The sequence below is a fragment of the Arthrobacter sp. 05N429 genome, from assembly GCF_056397045.1.
In genome coordinates this window covers 1-17,197 of sequence record NZ_JBFTMQ010000004.1, presented here as the reverse complement: position 1 = coordinate 17,197, position 17,197 = coordinate 1, and the positions used below count along the sequence as shown (strand labels likewise).

General features: G+C 68.0%; 16 protein-coding genes and 1 pseudogene. 12 read left to right on the top strand and 5 right to left on the bottom strand.

Going from position 1 to position 17,197, the window contains the following annotated elements; translation table 11 throughout:
* The first annotated feature begins 59 nt into the window (after positions 1 to 59).
* Positions 60 to 860 carry an alpha/beta fold hydrolase gene (locus AC1DF4_RS08950; protein WP_476912553.1) on the top strand — a complete coding sequence of 267 codons (801 nt, stop codon included), beginning with the start codon at positions 60 to 62 and terminating at the stop codon, positions 858 to 860.
* Positions 857 to 1,570, top strand: coding sequence for an esterase/lipase family protein (locus AC1DF4_RS08945; protein ID WP_476912552.1), 714 nt, complete (start codon positions 857 to 859; stop codon positions 1,568 to 1,570). The genes AC1DF4_RS08950 and AC1DF4_RS08945 overlap by 4 nt, the downstream gene beginning before the upstream one ends.
* On the opposite strand, the gene AC1DF4_RS08940 is transcribed toward AC1DF4_RS08945, so the two are convergent.
* Positions 1,567 to 2,301, bottom strand: a complete 735-nt coding sequence (locus AC1DF4_RS08940) for a GAF and ANTAR domain-containing protein (RefSeq protein ID WP_476912551.1) — start codon at positions 2,299 to 2,301, stop codon at positions 1,567 to 1,569. The genes AC1DF4_RS08945 and AC1DF4_RS08940 overlap by 4 nt on opposite strands.
* Positions 2,302 to 2,556: 255 nt before the next feature.
* Here AC1DF4_RS08940 and mgtA point away from each other — a divergent pair, with 255 nt between their 5' ends.
* Both mgtA and AC1DF4_RS08930 read left to right on the top strand, forming a co-directional pair.
* A complete protein-coding gene (mgtA, locus tag AC1DF4_RS08935; RefSeq protein ID WP_476912550.1) occupies positions 2,557 to 5,256 on the top strand; it encodes a magnesium-translocating P-type ATPase in 2,700 nt (899 codons plus the stop codon).
* A 128-nt stretch (positions 5,257 to 5,384) separates the two neighbouring features.
* Positions 5,385 to 6,737, top strand: a complete 1,353-nt coding sequence (locus AC1DF4_RS08930; RefSeq protein WP_476912549.1) for a phosphoribosyltransferase family protein — start codon at positions 5,385 to 5,387, stop codon at positions 6,735 to 6,737.
* Positions 6,738 to 6,741: 4 nt separating this feature from the next.
* Here the strand turns inward: AC1DF4_RS08930 and AC1DF4_RS08925 are convergent, their stop codons facing one another.
* The 3 genes from AC1DF4_RS08925 to AC1DF4_RS08915 form a co-directional block, all read right to left on the bottom strand.
* Complete coding sequence (locus tag AC1DF4_RS08925) at positions 6,742 to 7,482, bottom strand: hypothetical protein (protein ID WP_476912548.1); 741 nt, start codon at positions 7,480 to 7,482, stop codon at positions 6,742 to 6,744.
* Positions 7,483 to 7,595: 113 nt separating this feature from the next.
* Positions 7,596 to 8,282 (bottom strand): SRPBCC family protein, encoded by a 687-nt coding sequence (locus AC1DF4_RS08920; RefSeq protein ID WP_476912547.1) that lies wholly within the window; start codon positions 8,280 to 8,282, stop codon positions 7,596 to 7,598.
* Positions 8,279 to 8,743: a universal stress protein gene (locus AC1DF4_RS08915; RefSeq protein WP_476912546.1), complete on the bottom strand. Its 465-nt coding sequence runs from the start codon at positions 8,741 to 8,743 to the stop codon at positions 8,279 to 8,281. The genes AC1DF4_RS08920 and AC1DF4_RS08915 overlap by 4 nt, the downstream gene beginning before the upstream one ends.
* A gap of 128 nt (positions 8,744 to 8,871) precedes the next feature.
* Between AC1DF4_RS08915 and AC1DF4_RS08910 the strand changes: the two genes are divergently transcribed.
* Positions 8,872 to 9,744 carry an NAD-dependent epimerase/dehydratase family protein gene (locus AC1DF4_RS08910; RefSeq protein ID WP_476912545.1) on the top strand — a complete coding sequence of 291 codons (873 nt, stop codon included), beginning with the start codon at positions 8,872 to 8,874 and terminating at the stop codon, positions 9,742 to 9,744.
* A gap of 95 nt (positions 9,745 to 9,839) precedes the next feature.
* Here AC1DF4_RS08910 and AC1DF4_RS08905 read toward each other — a convergent pair whose 3' ends face one another.
* Positions 9,840 to 10,577, bottom strand: coding sequence for a FadR/GntR family transcriptional regulator (locus AC1DF4_RS08905; protein WP_476912544.1), 738 nt, complete (start codon positions 10,575 to 10,577; stop codon positions 9,840 to 9,842).
* Positions 10,578 to 10,716: 139 nt separating this feature from the next.
* Here AC1DF4_RS08905 and AC1DF4_RS08900 point away from each other — a divergent pair, with 139 nt between their 5' ends.
* The 7 genes and pseudogenes from AC1DF4_RS08900 to AC1DF4_RS08870 all read left to right on the top strand — a co-directional run.
* Positions 10,717 to 12,012: an ABC transporter substrate-binding protein gene (locus tag AC1DF4_RS08900; RefSeq protein WP_476912543.1), complete on the top strand. Its 1,296-nt coding sequence runs from the start codon at positions 10,717 to 10,719 to the stop codon at positions 12,010 to 12,012.
* Positions 12,013 to 12,121: 109 nt separating this feature from the next.
* Complete coding sequence (locus AC1DF4_RS08895; protein ID WP_441405989.1) at positions 12,122 to 13,090, top strand: carbohydrate ABC transporter permease; 969 nt, start codon at positions 12,122 to 12,124, stop codon at positions 13,088 to 13,090.
* Positions 13,087 to 13,989, top strand: coding sequence for a carbohydrate ABC transporter permease (locus AC1DF4_RS08890; RefSeq protein WP_476912542.1), 903 nt, complete (start codon positions 13,087 to 13,089; stop codon positions 13,987 to 13,989). The genes AC1DF4_RS08895 and AC1DF4_RS08890 overlap by 4 nt, the downstream gene beginning before the upstream one ends.
* Positions 13,990 to 13,996: 7 nt before the next feature.
* Complete coding sequence (dgoD, locus tag AC1DF4_RS08885) at positions 13,997 to 15,145, top strand: galactonate dehydratase (protein ID WP_066439240.1); 1,149 nt, start codon at positions 13,997 to 13,999, stop codon at positions 15,143 to 15,145.
* Positions 15,146 to 15,150: 5 nt separating this feature from the next.
* Positions 15,151 to 15,825 carry a bifunctional 4-hydroxy-2-oxoglutarate aldolase/2-dehydro-3-deoxy-phosphogluconate aldolase gene (locus tag AC1DF4_RS08880; RefSeq protein ID WP_476912541.1) on the top strand — a complete coding sequence of 225 codons (675 nt, stop codon included), beginning with the start codon at positions 15,151 to 15,153 and terminating at the stop codon, positions 15,823 to 15,825.
* On the top strand, positions 15,822 to 16,832 hold the full coding sequence (locus AC1DF4_RS08875; protein WP_476912540.1) for a sugar kinase: 1,011 nt from the start codon (positions 15,822 to 15,824) through the stop codon (positions 16,830 to 16,832). Before AC1DF4_RS08880 ends, AC1DF4_RS08875 begins: the two co-directional genes overlap by 4 nt.
* Positions 16,833 to 16,895: 63 nt before the next feature.
* Positions 16,896 to 17,197: pseudogene (locus AC1DF4_RS08870) on the top strand (bifunctional D-altronate/D-mannonate dehydratase); the annotation flags it as partial.

Below are 17,197 nucleotides of genomic sequence, written 5' to 3'. Positions count from 1 at the left end.
ATGCTTACTGGACGCTGACCGGCGGCGCGCAGAAGGCGCTGAACAGAAAAGAGTCCACCATGAGCAGGCCCGACCGCTTCGAGATTGAGGCCGCAGGCCAGCTCGGCCACGTTTTTGTCTCCAGGGGCCCGGCCGGCCCCTTGCCCGCACGGCCCGCCGTCGTACTCATCCACGGAATCGGCGTCTCACACCGATACTTCCGCCGGCTGCACGGGCGGCTTGCGGAAACCGGCGACACCTACTCGATCGACCTGCCCGGTTTCGGTGCGACTCCAAGGCCCGCACATGCGCTCTCGGTCGCTGACCACGCCACCTACATCCTTGGCGCCCTGGAACAGCTCGGAGTCCTCGAATTCGTGCTCGTCGGGCACTCGATGGGAAGCCAGTTCGCGGTCGAGGCAGCACTGCAGCAGCCGGACCGGGTCTCCCAGTTGGTCCTGATGGGGCCGGTGGTCGATTCGAAACGCCGCTCCGTCCTGCAGCAGGCCCTGGCACTGGGCCGTGACAGCCTCTTCTTCGAAAGCCCCTCCTCGAACGCCCTCGTCTTCACGGACTACCTCCGCTGCGGCCCAAGCTGGTACCTGAAGACCCTGCGCGTCATGATGGACTACCACACCGAGGAGCGAATCGCTTCAGTTGCGGCGCCGGTCCTTGTGCTGCGGGGCGCCAACGACCCGGTCGCGTCCGCGGACTGGTGCCGCCGGTTGGCTGCGCGGGCTGCCCGGGCGAGGCTGGCCGAAATCCAGGGCACCGGCCATGTGCTGCAGCACAACCGTGCCGCCGAAGTGTCCGAAGCGATCCTGGGCTTCGCGAGGACCCACGCAACGGCCCACGAAACTTTCCGGGAGAATCCGGCATGAGCGGGGTATTGCAGGCTGCCCGCTGGTGGGTCCAGGACTACCTTTACGCGGCGGGGCGGCAGATCCTCGGCGCCGCTTCGCGGACCAGGCCGGAGGATTTCCTCAGCGGCGCCGGCCGGCCCGTCGTCGTGATTCCCGGAGTCTACGAGGATTGGCGCTTCATGCTGCCGCTGGTCCGGCGGCTGCATGAGGCCGGCCATCCGGTGCATGTGCTGGCGCTGCTGCACCGGAACCGGCTCGCGGTGCCCAAGGCCGCGGATCTGATTGCCGGCTACATCCGCGAACGTGACCTGACCAACGCAATGATCGTTGCCCACAGCAAAGGCGGGTTGATCGGCAAGTTCGTGATGATGCAGCTGGACCCGGAACGCCGGATCGCCGGCATGGTGGCGGTCTGCTCGCCGTTCTCCGGCTCGCGCTACGCCTCGTTCATGCTGCTGCCGAGCCTGCGCGCCTTCTCGCCACGGAGTGCCGTGACCATGCAGCTCTCCCGCGAGGAGCGCGTCAACGAACGCATCACCTCGGTGTACGGCAACTTCGACCCGCACATCCCTGAAGGCAGTGTCCTGCCGGGCGCACGGAATATCCAGCTGGATACTGCCGGCCACTTCCGGATCCTGGCCCACGAGGACACAATCCGCACCATCCTGGAGGCGGCCGCCGAAGAACCCGCGGGAGCCCCCGCCAGGCCTCCCGGGTCCCCGGCCTAGACCTCGAAGTGCGTGTGGATGGGACCTTGGCCAAGCGACTCCACGAGCCCAGCGGCCACCAGGTTCAGCTTGATGTTGCGCGCACTTGAGGCCGACTTGAGCAGCTCGAACGCCTCGGCCTGGCTGCAACGGTTCTGCGCCATGATGATGCCCACAGCAACATCGATGCTAGTCCTGCTCTCCAGCGTGGCCTTGAGGTTCGCCGCTGTGTCGCTGTAATGCGCAAAACGCACCGCCAGCCGCAGCGCCAGGGAGGTCTGGCTCACGAAGTCCCGGGCCAGTTCCAGCGCCCGGCCGTCGAACCGGCCCGGCCGGTGCGAGTAAAGATTGAGGGCCGCGCGGGTGTCACCGTCAAGCAGGAAAGGCACGGCCAGGATGGAACGCACGCCGTGGCCCCGGACCGTGGCGGCGTATTGCGGCCACCGGGCGCAGCCCTCCACCTCCGGGATGTGGACGGTTTCCTGTTCCCGGGACGCCGTCACACACGGGCCGTCGCCGAAGGCGTACTGGATTTCATCCATGGCCTGGGCTGCCGCGCTGCTGCTGGCAACAGTTGCAGCCTTCCGGTGCCGGAAGAGCGTGATTCCGCAGAGAACCTCGTCGCCGGGTTCCGAAAGGCTGCGCGCGGAAACGCGTGCCAGTTCGCGCAGGAACTCCTCGACGTCGGAGCTGTTGAGCACCAGTTCATGCAGGTGCTGGTTGGTTGAAGTTGCGGTTGATTCGCTAACCACTATCTCGTCGTGCCGTTTCACTCAGGTCAACACGATCCGGACGGGCAGCGCGCCACCAGCCGCAAAGCGCGGTGGGGGACGGCAGAGGGCCGGATCGAAGAACAATCCAACGGCTCGCTGCAAAACCGTACCGGGAAATTATATACAGCCGGATTTGGTGCCACTGAACGGGACGGTCAAGGTCGAGCAACCGCCGTACGCGGCAAGCCCGCGGACGTACCCTAAGACATAACTCGTAGTTCGATTGGAAACTCCGTGCCAGAGCTCGATACCAGGGAACCGCGCTCCCTCCTCCTCGCGATCGCCGACGCCGCCCACCGGCCCGCGAACGAGGTCCTCGAGCGGCTGGGATCGAGCGTGGAAGGACTGAGCAGCAGCAAGGCCGCCCAGCGGCTCCTTGAACTGGGGCCGAACGCGGTACGAACCCACCAGGCCAGCGGATGGTCGGTCCTGGGCCGGCAGCTGCGCAGCCCCATCCTGATCCTGCTTCTCGCTACAGCCGGTCTCTCGCTCTTCCTCGGTGACGCCACGAACTCGATCGTGATCGGTGTCATCCTGCTGGTCAGCGTCGGACTCGGGTTCAGCAACGAATTCAGGGCGGAACGTGCCGCGGAGGCGCTGCACTCCCGTGTCACCCACCGCGCCGTGGTGGTCCGTGACGGGACGCCTGTGGACGTGGACGTCACCGCCCTGGTGCCCGGCGACGTCGTACACCTGGCCATCGGTGCGATCATCCCCGCCGACGTGCGGCTGCTAAGTTCCAAGGACCTGCTCTGCGATGAGAGCATCCTGACCGGGGAGTCCATGCCGGTCGGCAAGGACCCTGCCCCGGTGCTTGGGACGGCGGCGCTGGGGGACCTGACGTCCTGCCTGTTCATGGGGACGGTGATCCAGGGCGGCAGCTGCACCGGTGTGGTGGTCTCCACCGGCGGGCGGGCCGAATTCGGCCGGATCGCATTGGGCCTCGGCGAGCGCCAGCCCCAGACAGAGTTCCAGCTGGGCCTGCAGCGATTCTCCTACCTGCTGCTCCAAGTCGCCGTCGGCCTCACGTCCCTGATCTTCCTCGCCAATCTGTTGCTGCAGCGGCCCGTCATCGAGTCGCTGCTGTTCTCACTCGCGATCGCCGTCGGAATCACGCCGCAGCTGCTACCCGCCATCGTCAGCACGAGCCTGGCTACCGGAACCCGGCAGCTGGCCAAGCGCAAAGTCCTGGTCAAACGGCTGGTCTGCATTGAGGACCTCGGCGACATGGACGTCCTGGTGACTGACAAGACCGGGACGCTGACGGAGGGCAAAATCAGCTTCACTGCCGCGCTGCCCGCCGGCCCCGGTGTCTCCGCCGATGAACTGCTGACCCTGGGGCTCCTCGCCACGGAATCGGACTACGCCGAATCCCAGGGGTCCCCGGTGGGCCTAAATCCGTTGGACGCCGCGCTGTGGGCCTCCGCCGGTGCAGCAGCCTTCACGCCGGCCCGTTATCGGCGCCTCGACGTTATCGACTTCGACCATCTGCGGCGGAGGACCAGCGTGCTCGTCACCGACGCGGGAGCCGAGCCCCGCATCATCACCAAGGGGTCCCCCGAAGACGTTTTGGCGCTCTGCGGACCCACCACTGCCGGCGTGCAGGCGATGCTGGACCAACAGTTCGACGCCGGATCCCGGGTTGTTGCCGTCGCCACCCGGGCGGCCGATGGCGCGACAGTCATCGGCCCGGCCGACGAACGCGGCCTGGTCCTCGCCGGCTTCCTCATCTTCCTGGACCGGCCCAAGTCCAACGCCCGCGCCTCCCTGGACCGGCTTGAGGAGCTCGGCATTACAGTCAAGATCGCCACGGGAGACAATCCCAAGGTGGCAGAAAAGGTCTGCGAAGAGCTCGGCGTACTCTCCGGCGGGACACTCACAGGCCTCGCGGTCGAGGCCATGTCCGATCCGGAACTGGCCGCCGCGGCCCGCGAGGCCAGCATCTTCGCACGCGTCTCGCCCGAACAGAAGGCGCGGATCATCAGGCTCCTGCGGCAGAGCGGAAGGTCCGTAGGGTTCATGGGCGACGGCGTCAACGACGCGCTGGCGCTGCACGCCGCGGACATCGGTGTTTCCGTCGACAGCGCCACCGACGTCGCCAAGGACGCCGCCGACGTCGTGCTGCTGGACAAGGACCTGGGCGTCCTGGCCGAAGGCGTGATGGAAGGACGGCGGATCTTCGCGAACACCATCAAATACGTTCTGATGGGCACTTCCAGCAACTTCGGCAACATGTTCAGCGCCGCCACGGCCTCCGTGGTACTGAGCTTCTTGCCGATGCTGCCGGGACAGATCCTGCTGAACAACCTTTTGTACGACGCCGGCCAGCTCGCTATCCCGGGGGACCGGGTGGACAAGGAACAGCTCCTGGCACCCTCGCACTGGGACATCGGTTTCATCCGGCGCTTTATGTTCGTGTTCGGTCCGATCAGCTCATTGTTCGATTTCGCCACGTTCGCCCTGATGCTGTTCGTCTTCGACGCCGTTCCAGGGGAATTCCGGGCCGGCTGGTTCATCGAGTCCATCGTCACGCAGACGCTCATCATCTTCGTCATTCGGACCCGACGCGTGCCTTTCTTTCGCAGCAGGCCGTCGCTGGGCCTGATCGGCGCGTCCCTGGGCGTCGTGACCCTCGGTATCTATCTTCCGCTCTCGCCGCTGGCCGGAGTGCTTGGCTTCGATCCGCTGCCCGTCCCGTTCTTCCTCGCCCTGTTGGGGATGGCCGCGGTGTATCTGGTGCTGGTTGAAATAGCCAAACTCTGGTTCTATGCCCGGGCCGCGCAGCAGCAGGTCCCGGCCCAGCCTGCGGGGGTGCGCCGACGCGGCCGCGCCCACCACATCGCGCGCCGTGCGGCGCGGTTTAGCACCGCCAAGACCGGCCCTTTGCGCCACAACCGCGGACGGCGCCGGGGGCGCCGGTCAAACCGGGCATAAAGGCCCTCACATCCCCGGGGTTCCTGACAGATAGTGGGAGGGAGCGGCGAACTGGTCAATTTCCCAGCCTGCGGAGCGCACGCCTGGATGGAGGCCACGGCCGACATCCCGATTGGAAAGCCAAACCGATGAGCATTTTCGAAGACAGGGTCGACGCCGGGCGGCAACTGGGGCGGCGGCTGGCGGAACTGCGGGGCCAGGACATCGTGGTCCTGGGCCTGCCTCGCGGCGGCGTCCCCGTCGCCTTCGAAGTCGCCGCCGCCCTCGACGCACCCCTGGACGTGATCGTCGTCCGGAAACTGGGACTTCCCTACCAGCCCGAGCTCGCCATGGGCGCCATCGGGGAAGGTGGCGCCCGGGTGCTGGAGGAACGCGTACTCGCCCATGCCCGGGTCAGCGACGCGGAGTTGCAGGCTGTTGAGGACCACGAACGCGCCGTGCTCGAGAACCGGGTGCTCCGGTTCCGGAAAGGCCGGGCCCCCCAAGACCTTACCGGGCGTATCGCCGTGATCGTCGACGACGGAATCGCCACCGGGTCCACGGCCAGGGTCGCCTGCCGGGTCGCCCGGCAACTTGGCGCCGCGAGGGTGATCCTGGCGGTACCGGTGGCGCCGGCCGACACCCTCGGCAGCCTGACCGAGCCCGACGAGGTGGTCTGCCTCGCTACACCGCACCAGTTTTCCGCGGTCGGCTACCACTACCGGGATTTCTCGCCCACTGAGGACGACGAGGTGGTGAAGCTGCTCGACGCCGCGGCCAAGCGCCTGGGGAACTCGCAGCCGGCGTCCCGGAAGCCGGACGCGGCCGGCGCGGACGCCCCCGCGGAGATCGACGAGGAAATCGAGATCCCGTCGCGGGGGGTACGGCTCCAAGGCCAGCTGCATTTGCCGGTCCCCGCCCGGGGCATCGTGTTGTTCGCGCATGGCAGCGGCAGCAGCCGCCACAGCCCCCGGAACAGGTATGTGGCCGGGGTGCTCCAACAGGGCGGGCTCGGCACACTGCTGCTGGACCTGCTGACGCCGGCGGAGGAACGGAACCGGGCCAACGTTTTTGATATCGAACTGCTGGCCCGCCGGCTGTCCTCGGCCACGGACTGGCTCGTCTCACGGCGGGATACGGCCTCCAGCACTATTGGCTATTTCGGAGCCAGCACGGGTGCCGGGGCTGCGCTCTGGGCCGCTTCGGAGCCGACCGCCAGGGTCGACGCCGTCGTCTCCCGTGGCGGCCGACCCGATCTGGCCGGTCCCCGGCTCTCCGCCGTCCGGGCGCCGACGCTGCTCATCGTGGGCAGCTCCGACCGCGAGGTCCTGGAGCTCAACCGCAAGGCGAAGTCCAGGATGCGCTGCCCCAACCAACTGGCCGTCGTCCAGGGCGCCACGCATCTGTTTGAGGAACCCGGCACGCTGGCCGCGGCCGCCATCCTCGCCCGGGACTGGTTCGTCGACTACCTGCTGCCGGCCAAAACCGGTCCCCTGGCGTAGCCCGTCAGACCCCGTGCATCTTGTGGTGGCCGCCGGCGCGGTGGCGGTAGGCGTAGACCAGCAGGGCTGCGCCGGCGAGCAGCAGGAGCACCGGGACGAAGAATTCGCTGGCAGTGAGCAGTACCGTTGCCTGCAAAGCGAAGATCAGCCCCATCACCGCCAGGACCGCGGCCGGAATCAGCGGCCACTTCATCCTTGCTGGTTCCGTTGCTCCGGGCTGGCCAGTATGACCGGGTAAGGCTCCGGGCTGGCCGGGGCGGTGTTCGGGGTGGACGGGAACCAGGGACAAAGCCGCGAAGGTGGCGGCCAGTCCCAGGAACAGGACGGCGGCCACCGGCATGCCTTCCCAGGCCGGCGGGAGGGCCACCACCAGGGAAAGCGTCAGCATCACCCCGCAGGGAATCAGTGCCCACCAGTTGGCGGGCTGGCGCACGTACACCGCGCCGAAACCCGCGCCCATGAACAGGAACAGGAAGGCGCCCGCCCAGTACGCCGCAGGGCCCGGCCAGAGCTGGGTGACCAGGACGACCGCTGCCAGGCCCAGAAATACCGAGCCGGGAATAGCAGCCCACCAGTTGTCGCGGCTGCGGAAGAACAGGGTCAGGAAAGCTGCTCCGGCCGCAGCGAAAATGAGCGGCCACACGAGGGCCGCGCTGTCGAGGATTCCGAGCAGATCCAGCAGCAGCAGGACGCCGGCCGCCATCAATGCGATGCCGGCGATGATGCTGGTCTTAGCCGATTCCACCGTTTGCCTCCCGGAACCCGGCGGGCGGCGCACGCCGCCCCTGAACATTAAGGCTAGTCCCGCGGGGGCCGCCGGCGTAGGGCACAAGGGCACGGAGGCTGTCTGCCGGTCGGTTACCGGTCCCGGCCCTCGGCCCGGGACTTGATGCCCAGCAACATGCGCCGTTCCATAGTGAATTGCATGGGCTCCAGAACCGGCCGGAGGATCAGTCCCACAGCCAGGGGCGAATAGTCGTAGCGCGTCCGGGACAGCAGCCGCGTGGTGCGCTCGTCGACGGGTTGCAGGACAAATGTCCAACCGAGTTCCAGCCGCGGGCCTGCGGGTGCAACGACGGAGGACGTGATCTTCCCGGTGCGCGGATCCATGGTGCCGCCGAGACCCAGCACGGAGCCGGTCTCCAGCCGCCGGACGGGAATGCCGACGTCGGGGCCCAGCGGGATGACGTCGCCGACGTCGAGCCGCTGGTGTTCGGGCAGGATCCGGTCCGCGCTGCGCATGCCGAGGCCCGCGGCGTTCTCGAGCGCGTCGTAGCTGTACATTCCGCCTCGTCCGGCACCCAACTGGACGAGCCAGGGCCAGACGTCCGCGGCCGGTGCGTTGATGGTGACGGCACGGGTGCTCTGCATCCGAGGCGTGCGAACGAGCTCGTCGCCCGGAAGCGGCCCGGCAGCTTCCTGGGTGCTCGCACCCCAGCGCAGCAGCCGCGGCCGGACGGCCAGGACGTAACAGGCAGCGGCGGCTGCCGCGGCCAGGGCCGCCACCGGCCCGCGGAGCCGGAGGGATGCGGGGGACCGGCTCATCCGCCCGGCTGTTGTTTGCCCGAGGTGTCGCCGACCACGAGTACCGGGCAGCGGGCGTGGGCCACGCAGGCGCCGCTGACCGAACCCATGACCTGTTCGAGGAAACCGCCGCGGCCGCGCCGGCCGACCACCAGAAGCTGGGCGTCCCGGCTCTCCTCGACGAGGACCTTGGCGGGGGAACCGAACTTCACCGTCCGGGTCAGGCTCTCAGGAACGGCGCCGCCGAAGGCACGGTCCAGGGACTCGTCGACGAGGCGTTTGGCCGTCTCTTCCAGCTGGGTGGTGGTGGGGGAGCTTTCTTCGGGCAGATGGGAGGCCAGGAAAAGATCCGAGGTGCCCAGGCAGGTGACCACCTCCAGCGGCGCGCCAAGGGCACCGGCCATGCGGCCGGCGAGCCGAAGCGCCGTCGTCGAGAAGTCCGAACCGTCCACACCCACGACAATCCGCTGATCAGCGTTCATGGCCCCCAGCCTGCCCGGTCCGCCCGGCAGCGCCTAGGGCCAAAAGTCACCCGGGGCTGGGCACGGTCCGCCGCCCGCCCTAGGCTGGAACAGACCCACCACCCAACCCCGCCGATTAGGGAGTGCCGATGAGAGTTGCTGTTACCGGAGGAAGCGGAAAGCTCGGCCGGAGCGTCGTCCGGCGGCTGAGCGAGGACGGCCACGAGGTCACCAACCTGGACCGCACCGGCACGCGCGGACGCGGATTCACCGAGGTGGACCTGCGCAACTACGGCCAGGTGGTGGATGTGTTCCTGGGCCTTGAGGACCGGCACGCTGGGTTCGACGCGGTGGTGCACCTGGCCGCGATCCCGGCCCCAGGCCACGCCCCGGACGCCGCGACGTTCGAGAACAACATGCTGTCCACCTACAACGTGTTCCAGGCGGCCCGCCGGGCCGGGATCAAGAGAATTGTCTACGCGTCCAGTGAGACGGTGCTGGGACTGCCGTTCGACGTCGACCCTCCCTATGTCCCGGTGGACGAGGAATACCCGGCCCGGCCGGAAAGCACCTATTCCCTGGTCAAGCACCTCGAGGAGCAGATGGCGATCCAGCTCACCCGCTGGGATCGGGAGCTGAGCATCACCGGACTGCGCTTCTCCAACGTGATGGACCCCGAGGACTACGAGGAGTTCCCCGGCTTCGACGCCGACGCGCGGCTGCGCAAATGGAACCTCTGGGGCTACATCGACGGCCGGGACGGCGCACAGGCCGTGGCCCGCGCCCTCGAGCACGGCACCCCGGGGTTCGAGGCGTTCATCATCGCCAACGCGGACACCGTGATGAGCCGATCCAGCGCCAGCCTCGCAGCGGAGGTGTTCCCGGACGTGCCCGTGGCCAAGGAGCTCGGCGAGCACGAAACCCTGCTCTCGATCGACAAGGCCAAGCGCCTGCTGGGGTACGCTCCGGAGCACAGCTGGCGGAACTACCACCCGCTCCGCACCACTCCCACCGAAGACTGAACGCAGAAGCAACGCGGGGTCACCTCGAGCCCATCCCGGGGCCGACATGGGCCGTAGCTGACCCCGCGATTTGGCTGGCGTGGTGGGTGAGGGGGCTAGGCGGCGGGGCCGTGCTGGTGGCTGGACCAGATGTCGCCCATCTCCTCGGTGGACTGCTCCACGATCCGGCTCATGGCGGCGTGTGCCGCGTTCGCCTCGCCGCGCTGGATGGCGCTGGCCACATCCACATGCAGCTGCAGCGCTTCATGGTGCGGCAGGTGCGGCATCAGGCCGTGCTCGGTGCGCCCGGTCAGGACCTCGGTGACGAGGTTGTGCAGCTGGGAAAACATGGGGTTCCCGGAAGCCTTAAGCACTGCGGCGTGGAACTCGATGTCCAGCCGGAGGAATTCGTCGTTGTCCCCGCGCTGTCCCGCCGCCCAGAGCCGCGCCGCCTGGGAGACGAGGTCGCTGGCGGCGTCCAGGGAGGCGCGCCCGGCGGCGAGCCGCGCGGCCTGGGGTTCAATGGCGCCGCGGAGTTCGTTCAGTGCCTGCAGCTGCTCCAACCGCCTGGAGGAGGCCAGCCGCCAGCGGATCACCTGCGGATCGTAGGCGTTCCAGGCGTCTTCCGGCTGTACCACCGTGCCCAGCCGCCGTCGTGATTCCAGCATGCCCTTGGAGGAAAGCACCCGCGCGGCTTCCCGGACTACCGAGCGGGAGACGCTGTGCTGCGCCTCGAGTTCGTCCAGCCGGAGGATCGAGCGCGGCGCCAGGGTCCCCTCGGCAATAGCGAGCCCCAGGTTTTGGACCAGCACGGAATGCAGGTCAGGTGAGGACTCCGCCTTTGGGGTTTTCATAAATAAATCATACGGGTGGGGCGCAAGGGGTTGTTTAAGTCTGCTTTATTTATCTAAGATCGCTTCCAGAGCAGATGTAAAGATGCATTTGCAGCCGGCTGGACCGTGACGCCCAGCCCTGAAAACCAAGGGAGTCGTAATGAAGCGACGTTCGATCGTGCAGTACGCGGCTGTCGCCGCGGCCCTGTCTCTGGGCCTCACCGCCTGCGGCGGCGCCAGCGGCAGCAGCGATGCAAAAGCCGCCGGCACCGTCCGGGTCACCCTCGCGAACCACGTCTGGACCGAGGGCATCAAGGCAGCCATTCCGGAATTCGAAAAGTCCAGCGGCCTCAAGGTCGAGCTGACCCAGCTCGGCGAGGACCAACTCTCGGACCAGTACAACGTCAAGCTCAACGCCGGCAGCGACGAGATCGACGTCATGATGTACCGCCCGCTGCAGGAGGGCAAGGCGTTCGCCAAGAACGGCTACCTCGCCGACCTCACGTCCAAGGTCTCCTCGGACTCCGGCTGGGACTGGAAGGACTACCAGGAGGGCCCGGTCAAGGCCACCACCGCTGACGGCAAGGTCGTGGGCGTCCCGATCATCACCGAACGCGAAGTGCTCTACTACCGCAAGGACCTGCTGAAGGCGGCCGGCCTCGAGGTTCCCAAGACCATGGAAGAGCTCGAAGCAGCGGCCAAGGCCATCAAGGCTTCCTCACCGGACACCGCAGGCTTCGTGGCCCGCACCGGCAAGTCCGCCGCCGTCACCCAGTTCTCCAGCTTCCTGTACAGCTTCGGCGGCGACTTCACCGATGCCAGCGGCAAGTCCGCCGTCAACACCGACGAAGCCAAGAAGGCCTACGCCTTCTACGGCGGCCTGATCAAGAACTACGGCCCGGCCAACGTCAGCACCGACATGAGCTGGCCCGAGGCGATGGCCATCTTCACCCAGGGCAAGGCGGCCTTCTACACCGAGGCCGACTCGCTCTACAAGAACGCCACCGACCCGGCCAAGTCCAAGGTCGCCGACTCCGTCGGCTTCGCCGCGCTGCCCGCCGGACCGGCAGGTTCCAAGCCGTACAACATCCCGTCGTGGGGCCTCGCCGTCAACGAAGCCTCGGGCAACCAGGACAATGCCTGGAAGTTCATCCAGTGGGCCACCAGCAAGGAACGCACCCTGGCAGCGCAGAAGGCCGGCGTCCCCGGACCGCGTGCCTCCGTCTGGGCCGACCCGGCCGGTACCTCCACCTACCCGGCAGACCTGGCAGAGGCCATCTCCGCCAGCGCCAAGAACGGCGTCGGCCACGACCGTCCCGAGGTTGTCACTGTCGGAAAGGCCCGCGAAATCGTGGGCGGCCCGATCGTAGCGACCATCACCGGCGAGGACGCATCCGCCGCCGCTGACACGGCCCACGACGCCTTCCAGAAGTTCCTGGACAGCGAAAAGAAGTAGCACCGCGCACTTCACGCCCGATGCTCCACCCAGCCCGGCGGGGCGGCAGCCCAGCCGCCGCCCCGCCGCGGCCAGCTCTTCACTTCACCCCCGACTCCTTAGGTGAACCATGTCTGTATTGACTCCTCCCCGCAGCGCGCAGTCCCAGCCGCCGTCCAGCCGCAACGGCGGCCGGGCCCCCGGCGCCCGCGAGAACTTCTCCGCCTGGGCCAACCGGCACCGCAAGTGGCTCTTCGCCGCCCCCGCGATGATCTTCGTCGGCGTCCTGATCATCTTCCCGCTGGCCTGGACCCTGTACCTCAGCCTCACCGACTCGCAGGGTTCGGTCCGCGCCGCGTCCGAGTTTGTCGGCCTGGAGAACTACCTCACCGTCCTGTCCGACGTCGAACGCTTCTGGCCCGCCGTCGGCCGCACGCTGAGCTTCACCGGCGTCGCCCTGGTCTGCGAAGTGGTCCTGGGCATGTGCATCGCGCTGCTGCTGTGGCGCCCGTTCCGCGGCGAAAAGTGGGTCCGCGTCGCTATCCTCCTGCCGCTGGTCGCCACCCCCGTGGCCGTCGGTATGATGTGGCGGCTGATCTTCGACCCCAACATCGGCTTCGTCAACCAGTTGCTGGGCATGGTCGGCATCCCGCCGCAGCCGTGGCTCTCCGGACAGGACACCGCGCTGGGCACCACCATCTTCATGGACGTGTGGCAGTGGACCCCCATGGTGGTGCTGATCCTGCTCGCCGGCCTGACCTCGCTGTCCGAGGAGCCCGACGAGGCGGCCCGGATGGACGGCGCCAACGCCTTCCAGCGCTTCTTCTTCATCACGCTGCCCCTCATGATGCCGACGGTGATCGTGGCCATCCTGCTCCGCGGCATCGACGCCCTGAAGACCTTCGACATCCTTTACGCCACCAAAGGCAAGGGCGGCGGATCCTTCCACGAGGTGGAGACCCTCAACGTCTACGCCTACGGCCTGAGCTTCGACTACAACCAGTACGGGCTGTCCTCCGCGGTGCTGATCCTGTTCTTCATGATCATCATCGGCTCCATGTGGCTGCTGACCATGCGCAAGAAAGCGGTAAGCAAATGACCGTCCTGTCCAACACAGAAGAAAACACAGAAACCCGGACCGCCAACACCGTCCGGCCCGCGCCGGCCCCCCGCCGCCGCAAGCCCCTGGGCACCCGCGCCTACAAGACCTTCCGCGTCGCGGCCCTGATCGCCGTCGTGCTGTTCCTGGTGGCCCCGCTGTTCTGGATGCTGCTGGCGTCCTTCAAGACCAACGTGGACATCTACGACACCGGCAAGTCGTTCTTCTTCACCCCCACCGGCGAGAACTACGCCAACGTGCTGCAGCGCAACAACTACTTCGTCTTCATCTTCAACAGCTTCTGGGTGGCCTTCGTCTCCACGGCCCTGTCCCTGGTCCTCGGTGTCCCGGCGGCCTACGCGATGAGCCGCTTCACCATGCACCGCTCCGCCCTTGTGGTCCTGATGGCCCGCGTCATCCCCGGCGTCTCCCTGCTGGTGCCCTGGTACTACGTCTTCTCCAACCTGAAGATGGTGGGCGGCTTCGAAGTCCTGATCCTCAGCCACATGTTCGTCTCGCTGCCGCTGATCGTCTACATCATGATGAGCTACTTCGACTCGCTGCCACTGGAACTGGAGGAATCCGCACAGGTGGACGGGCTCACCCCGATCGGCGCCTTCCGCCGCATCACCCTGCCGCTCTCGGTGGCCGGCATGGCCACCGCGGGCATCCTGTCCTTCATCTTCTCCTGGAACAACTTCATGTTCGCCCTGGTGCTCTCGGGATCCAAGACCAAGACCCTCCCGGTCGCGATCTTCGACTTCGTCTCCTACGCCAGCATCGACTGGGGCGGGCTCATGGCGGCCGCCACGGTGGTCACCGTTCCGATCATGATCATTGCGCTCTTCACGCAGAAGTACATCGTCTCCGGCATGACCGCCGGCGCAACCAAGGGCTAGGCCACCGATGACACTCATCAGCAGGATTGAAACGTTCCTCATCGCCCCGCGCTGGCTCTTCGTCCGGATCGAGACCGACAGCGGGATCGTCGGCTGGGGCGAGGCCAGCTGCGAGGGCCGCAGCGAAACGGTCCGCACCGCCGTCGACCAGCTCTCCGAGCTGCTCATCGGCAACGATGCGCTGCGGATCGAGGACCACTGGCAGGTCATGACCAAGGGCTCCTTCTACCGCGGCGGACCCATCCTGGCCAGCGCCGTGTCCGGGCTGGACCAGGCCCTGTGGGACATCGCCGGCAAGCACTTCAATACCCCCGTGCACCAGCTCCTGGGCGGACACGTCCGCGACCGGATCCGGATGTACGGCTGGGTGGGCGGCGACGAGCCCAACGAGGTCGCCGACCAGATCAGCGCCCAGCTGGAGGTCGGTCTCACCGCCGTCAAGATGAACGCCAGCGGCCGGATGAGCCCCGTCGCCTCTGTCGCGGAGCTCGACGGCGTCGTCCGCCGCGTCGCTGCCGCCCGCGAGGTGCTCGGCGACCACCGCGACGTAGCGGTCGACTTCCACGGCCGCTTCAGCCTCGCCAACGCCCGGCGCGTGGCGCCGCTGCTGGAACCGTACCGGCCCTTCTTCCTCGAAGAGCCGGTGGTCCCGGAGAACACGCACCTGCTGCGCGAATTCACCTCGTCCACCACGACGCCGGTCTCCACCGGTGAGCGGCTCTACAGCCGGCAGGAATTCCTGCCCGCGCTGCAGGCCGGCATCGCGGTGGCCCAGCCGGACCTCTCCCACGCCGGCGGCATCACCGAGGTCCGCAAGATCGCCTCGCTCGCCGAAATCTACGAGGTCCAGCTGGCCCCGCACTGCCCGCTGGGTCCGCTGGCGCTGGCCGCCTGCCTGCAGGTGGGCTTCGCAACACCCAACTTCCTGATCCAGGAGCAAAGCATCGGGATCCACTACAACCAGGGCGCCGAAGTCCTGGACTATGTGGTGGACAAGTCCCCGCTGAAGTTCGTGGACGGGCACATCGAACGCCTGACCGGCCCGGGTCTGGGCATCGAAATCGACGAGGCCGTGGTCCGCGCCGCGGACAAGCGCGGCCACGCCTGGCGCGGGCCCGTCTGGCGCCACCCCGACGGCGCCTTCGCAGAATGGTGAATGACATGACTTCAGTGCTGACCCCGGAACTACTCCTGGCGGGAATCCGGCAGACCCGGCTGGTGGCCATTGTGCGCGGCACCGACGGCGGTGCGGCCGCGAAGGCGGCCCTCACCGCGATGGAGGAGGGCTTCCGTTTCGTCGAGATCGCCCTCACCACGCCGGACGCGCTCGCGGCGATCCGCGAGGTCCGCGCCGCCGCCCCGGCCGGCTGCTTCGTTGGCGCGGGCACGGTGCTGACCGCGCAGGATGTGGATCATGTGGCCGAGGCCGGCGGCCAGTTCATGGTCACCCCGGCCCTGGCCGAGTCGATCGATGCCTCCGCGGCCCGGGGAATCCCCGTGCTGGCCGGGGCCCTGACACCCACCGAGGCCTACGAGGCGATGACCCGCGGCGCCACCGCGGTGAAGCTCTTCCCCGCCTCCATCGGCGGACCGGGCTACCTCAAGGCCCTGCGCGACCCGTTCCCCGGGATCCCCTTCATCGCCGTCGGCGGCGTGGGGCTCGAGGAGGCGGCTGGCTACTGGCAGGCGGGCGCCGTCGCCGTCGGCCTGGGCGGACCGCTGTTCGGGGACGCCGGCTCCGGCGGGGACCTGGCCCCGGTGCGTGAGCGGGCCCGCGCCTTCGTGGCGCTTGCCGCCGAATTCGACCGCCGGACCGCCGCGGAGCGCCCGCTGTGAATCCCGATTCTGTGCTTCCCGTCCCGGGGATTCCTGAGCTCCTGACCTTCGGAGAGTCGATGGTCTCGCTGCGCTCCGCCGGGCCGCTGTCCGCCGGCGGCGCCCTGGGCATGCATGTGGCCGGGGCGGAGTCGAACGTGGCCGTGGGTGTTGCCCGGCTCGGCCACCGGGTGGGCTGGGCCGGAGTGGTCGGCGCCGACCCGCACGGCGAGTTCATCCTGCGGCAGCTGCGGAGCGAGGGCATCGCGGTGCAGCACCGGAAGGACGCCACCCGCAGCACCGGCGTGATGTTCCTTGAACAGCGCACCGCCGACGTCACCCGGGCCTTCTACTACCGCGCCGGTTCCGCCGGATCCACATTCGGCCGGGACGACGTCGATGCTGCCTTCCGGAGCGGCGCCAGGGTCCTGCACCTCACGGGAATCACGGCCGCCCTCAGCCAGGAGGCGCGGCGCGCCGTGGAGTACGCTGCCGCCCGCGCGGCCGGCGAAGGGCTGGACGTTTCCCTTGATGTGAACTACCGCAGCAAGCTCTGGTCCCGGGACGAGGCGCGCGCCGTCCTCACCCCGCTGGCCCGGTACGCGAGCGTCCTGATCGCCTCCGACGACGAACTTGGGCTGGTCGCCTCTGGCGAAGCCGCAGTCGCCGGCGAATCCGCAGTCTCCGGCGACGCCGAAGCGGCCATGGCCGCCGAACTCATCGACCGCGGCGTACGCGAGGTCGTGGTCAAACGCGGCGCTGCCGGCGCCGGGGTCCACACCGCGGCCGGCCGGTGGGAAACGCCTGCCGTGTCCGTCACCAGCATCGACACCGTGGGCGCCGGCGACGCCTTCACCGCCGGATACCTCTCCGCCCTGCTGGACGGCGAGGACGTGGCCTGCCGCCTGCAGCGAGGCGCCCTCGCGGGGGCCTTCGCCGTCAGCACGGCCGGTGACTGGGAGGGCCTGCCCCGAAGGGACGAGCTCGCACTGCTCGGGGCGACGCCCAGCGGAACCACCCAGCGCTAGGACCGGCCCGGCCGCCTCCGCCACGATTCATTTCAGACCGACACCGAAAGCCTTGGACCAACTGTGAAAATCATTGCTGCTGAAGTCTTTGTGACCAGCCCTTCCCGGAATTTCGTGACCTTGCGGATCACCACGGAGGATGGTGTGACCGGGATCGGGGATGCGACGCTGAACGGGCGCGAGCTCGCGGTCGCTGCGTACCTGAAGGAACACGTCGCGCAGTTGCTGATCGGGAAGGATCCGCACCGGATCGAGGACACGTGGCAGTTCCTGTACCGGTCCTCGTACTGGCGCCGGGGTCCGGTGACGATGGCCGCGATCGCCGCGGTGGACATGGCGTTGTGGGACATCAAGGGCAAGGTCGC

Bases quoted from the DNA above. Each gene is read 5' to 3' on its own strand.
- AC1DF4_RS08950 (WP_476912553.1), top strand. From the start codon at position 60: ATGAGCAGGCCCGACCGCTTCGAGATTGAGGCCGCAGGCCAGCTCGGC.
- AC1DF4_RS08945 (WP_476912552.1), top strand. From the start codon at position 857: ATGAGCGGGGTATTGCAGGCTGCCCGCTGGTGGGTCCAGGACTACCTT.
- AC1DF4_RS08930 (WP_476912549.1), top strand. From the start codon at position 5,385: ATGAGCATTTTCGAAGACAGGGTCGACGCCGGGCGGCAACTGGGGCGG.
- AC1DF4_RS08920 (WP_476912547.1), bottom strand. From the start codon at position 8,282: ATGAGCCGGTCCCCCGCATCCCTCCGGCTCCGCGGGCCGGTGGCGGCC.
- AC1DF4_RS08915 (WP_476912546.1), bottom strand. From the start codon at position 8,743: ATGAACGCTGATCAGCGGATTGTCGTGGGTGTGGACGGTTCGGACTTC.
- AC1DF4_RS08910 (WP_476912545.1), top strand. From the start codon at position 8,872: ATGAGAGTTGCTGTTACCGGAGGAAGCGGAAAGCTCGGCCGGAGCGTC.
- AC1DF4_RS08905 (WP_476912544.1), bottom strand. From the start codon at position 10,577: ATGAAAACCCCAAAGGCGGAGTCCTCACCTGACCTGCATTCCGTGCTG.
- AC1DF4_RS08900 (WP_476912543.1), top strand. From the start codon at position 10,717: ATGAAGCGACGTTCGATCGTGCAGTACGCGGCTGTCGCCGCGGCCCTG.
- AC1DF4_RS08895 (WP_441405989.1), top strand. From the start codon at position 12,122: ATGTCTGTATTGACTCCTCCCCGCAGCGCGCAGTCCCAGCCGCCGTCC.
- AC1DF4_RS08890 (WP_476912542.1), top strand. From the start codon at position 13,087: ATGACCGTCCTGTCCAACACAGAAGAAAACACAGAAACCCGGACCGCC.
- dgoD (WP_066439240.1), top strand. From the start codon at position 13,997: ATGACACTCATCAGCAGGATTGAAACGTTCCTCATCGCCCCGCGCTGG.
- AC1DF4_RS08880 (WP_476912541.1), top strand. From the start codon at position 15,151: ATGACTTCAGTGCTGACCCCGGAACTACTCCTGGCGGGAATCCGGCAG.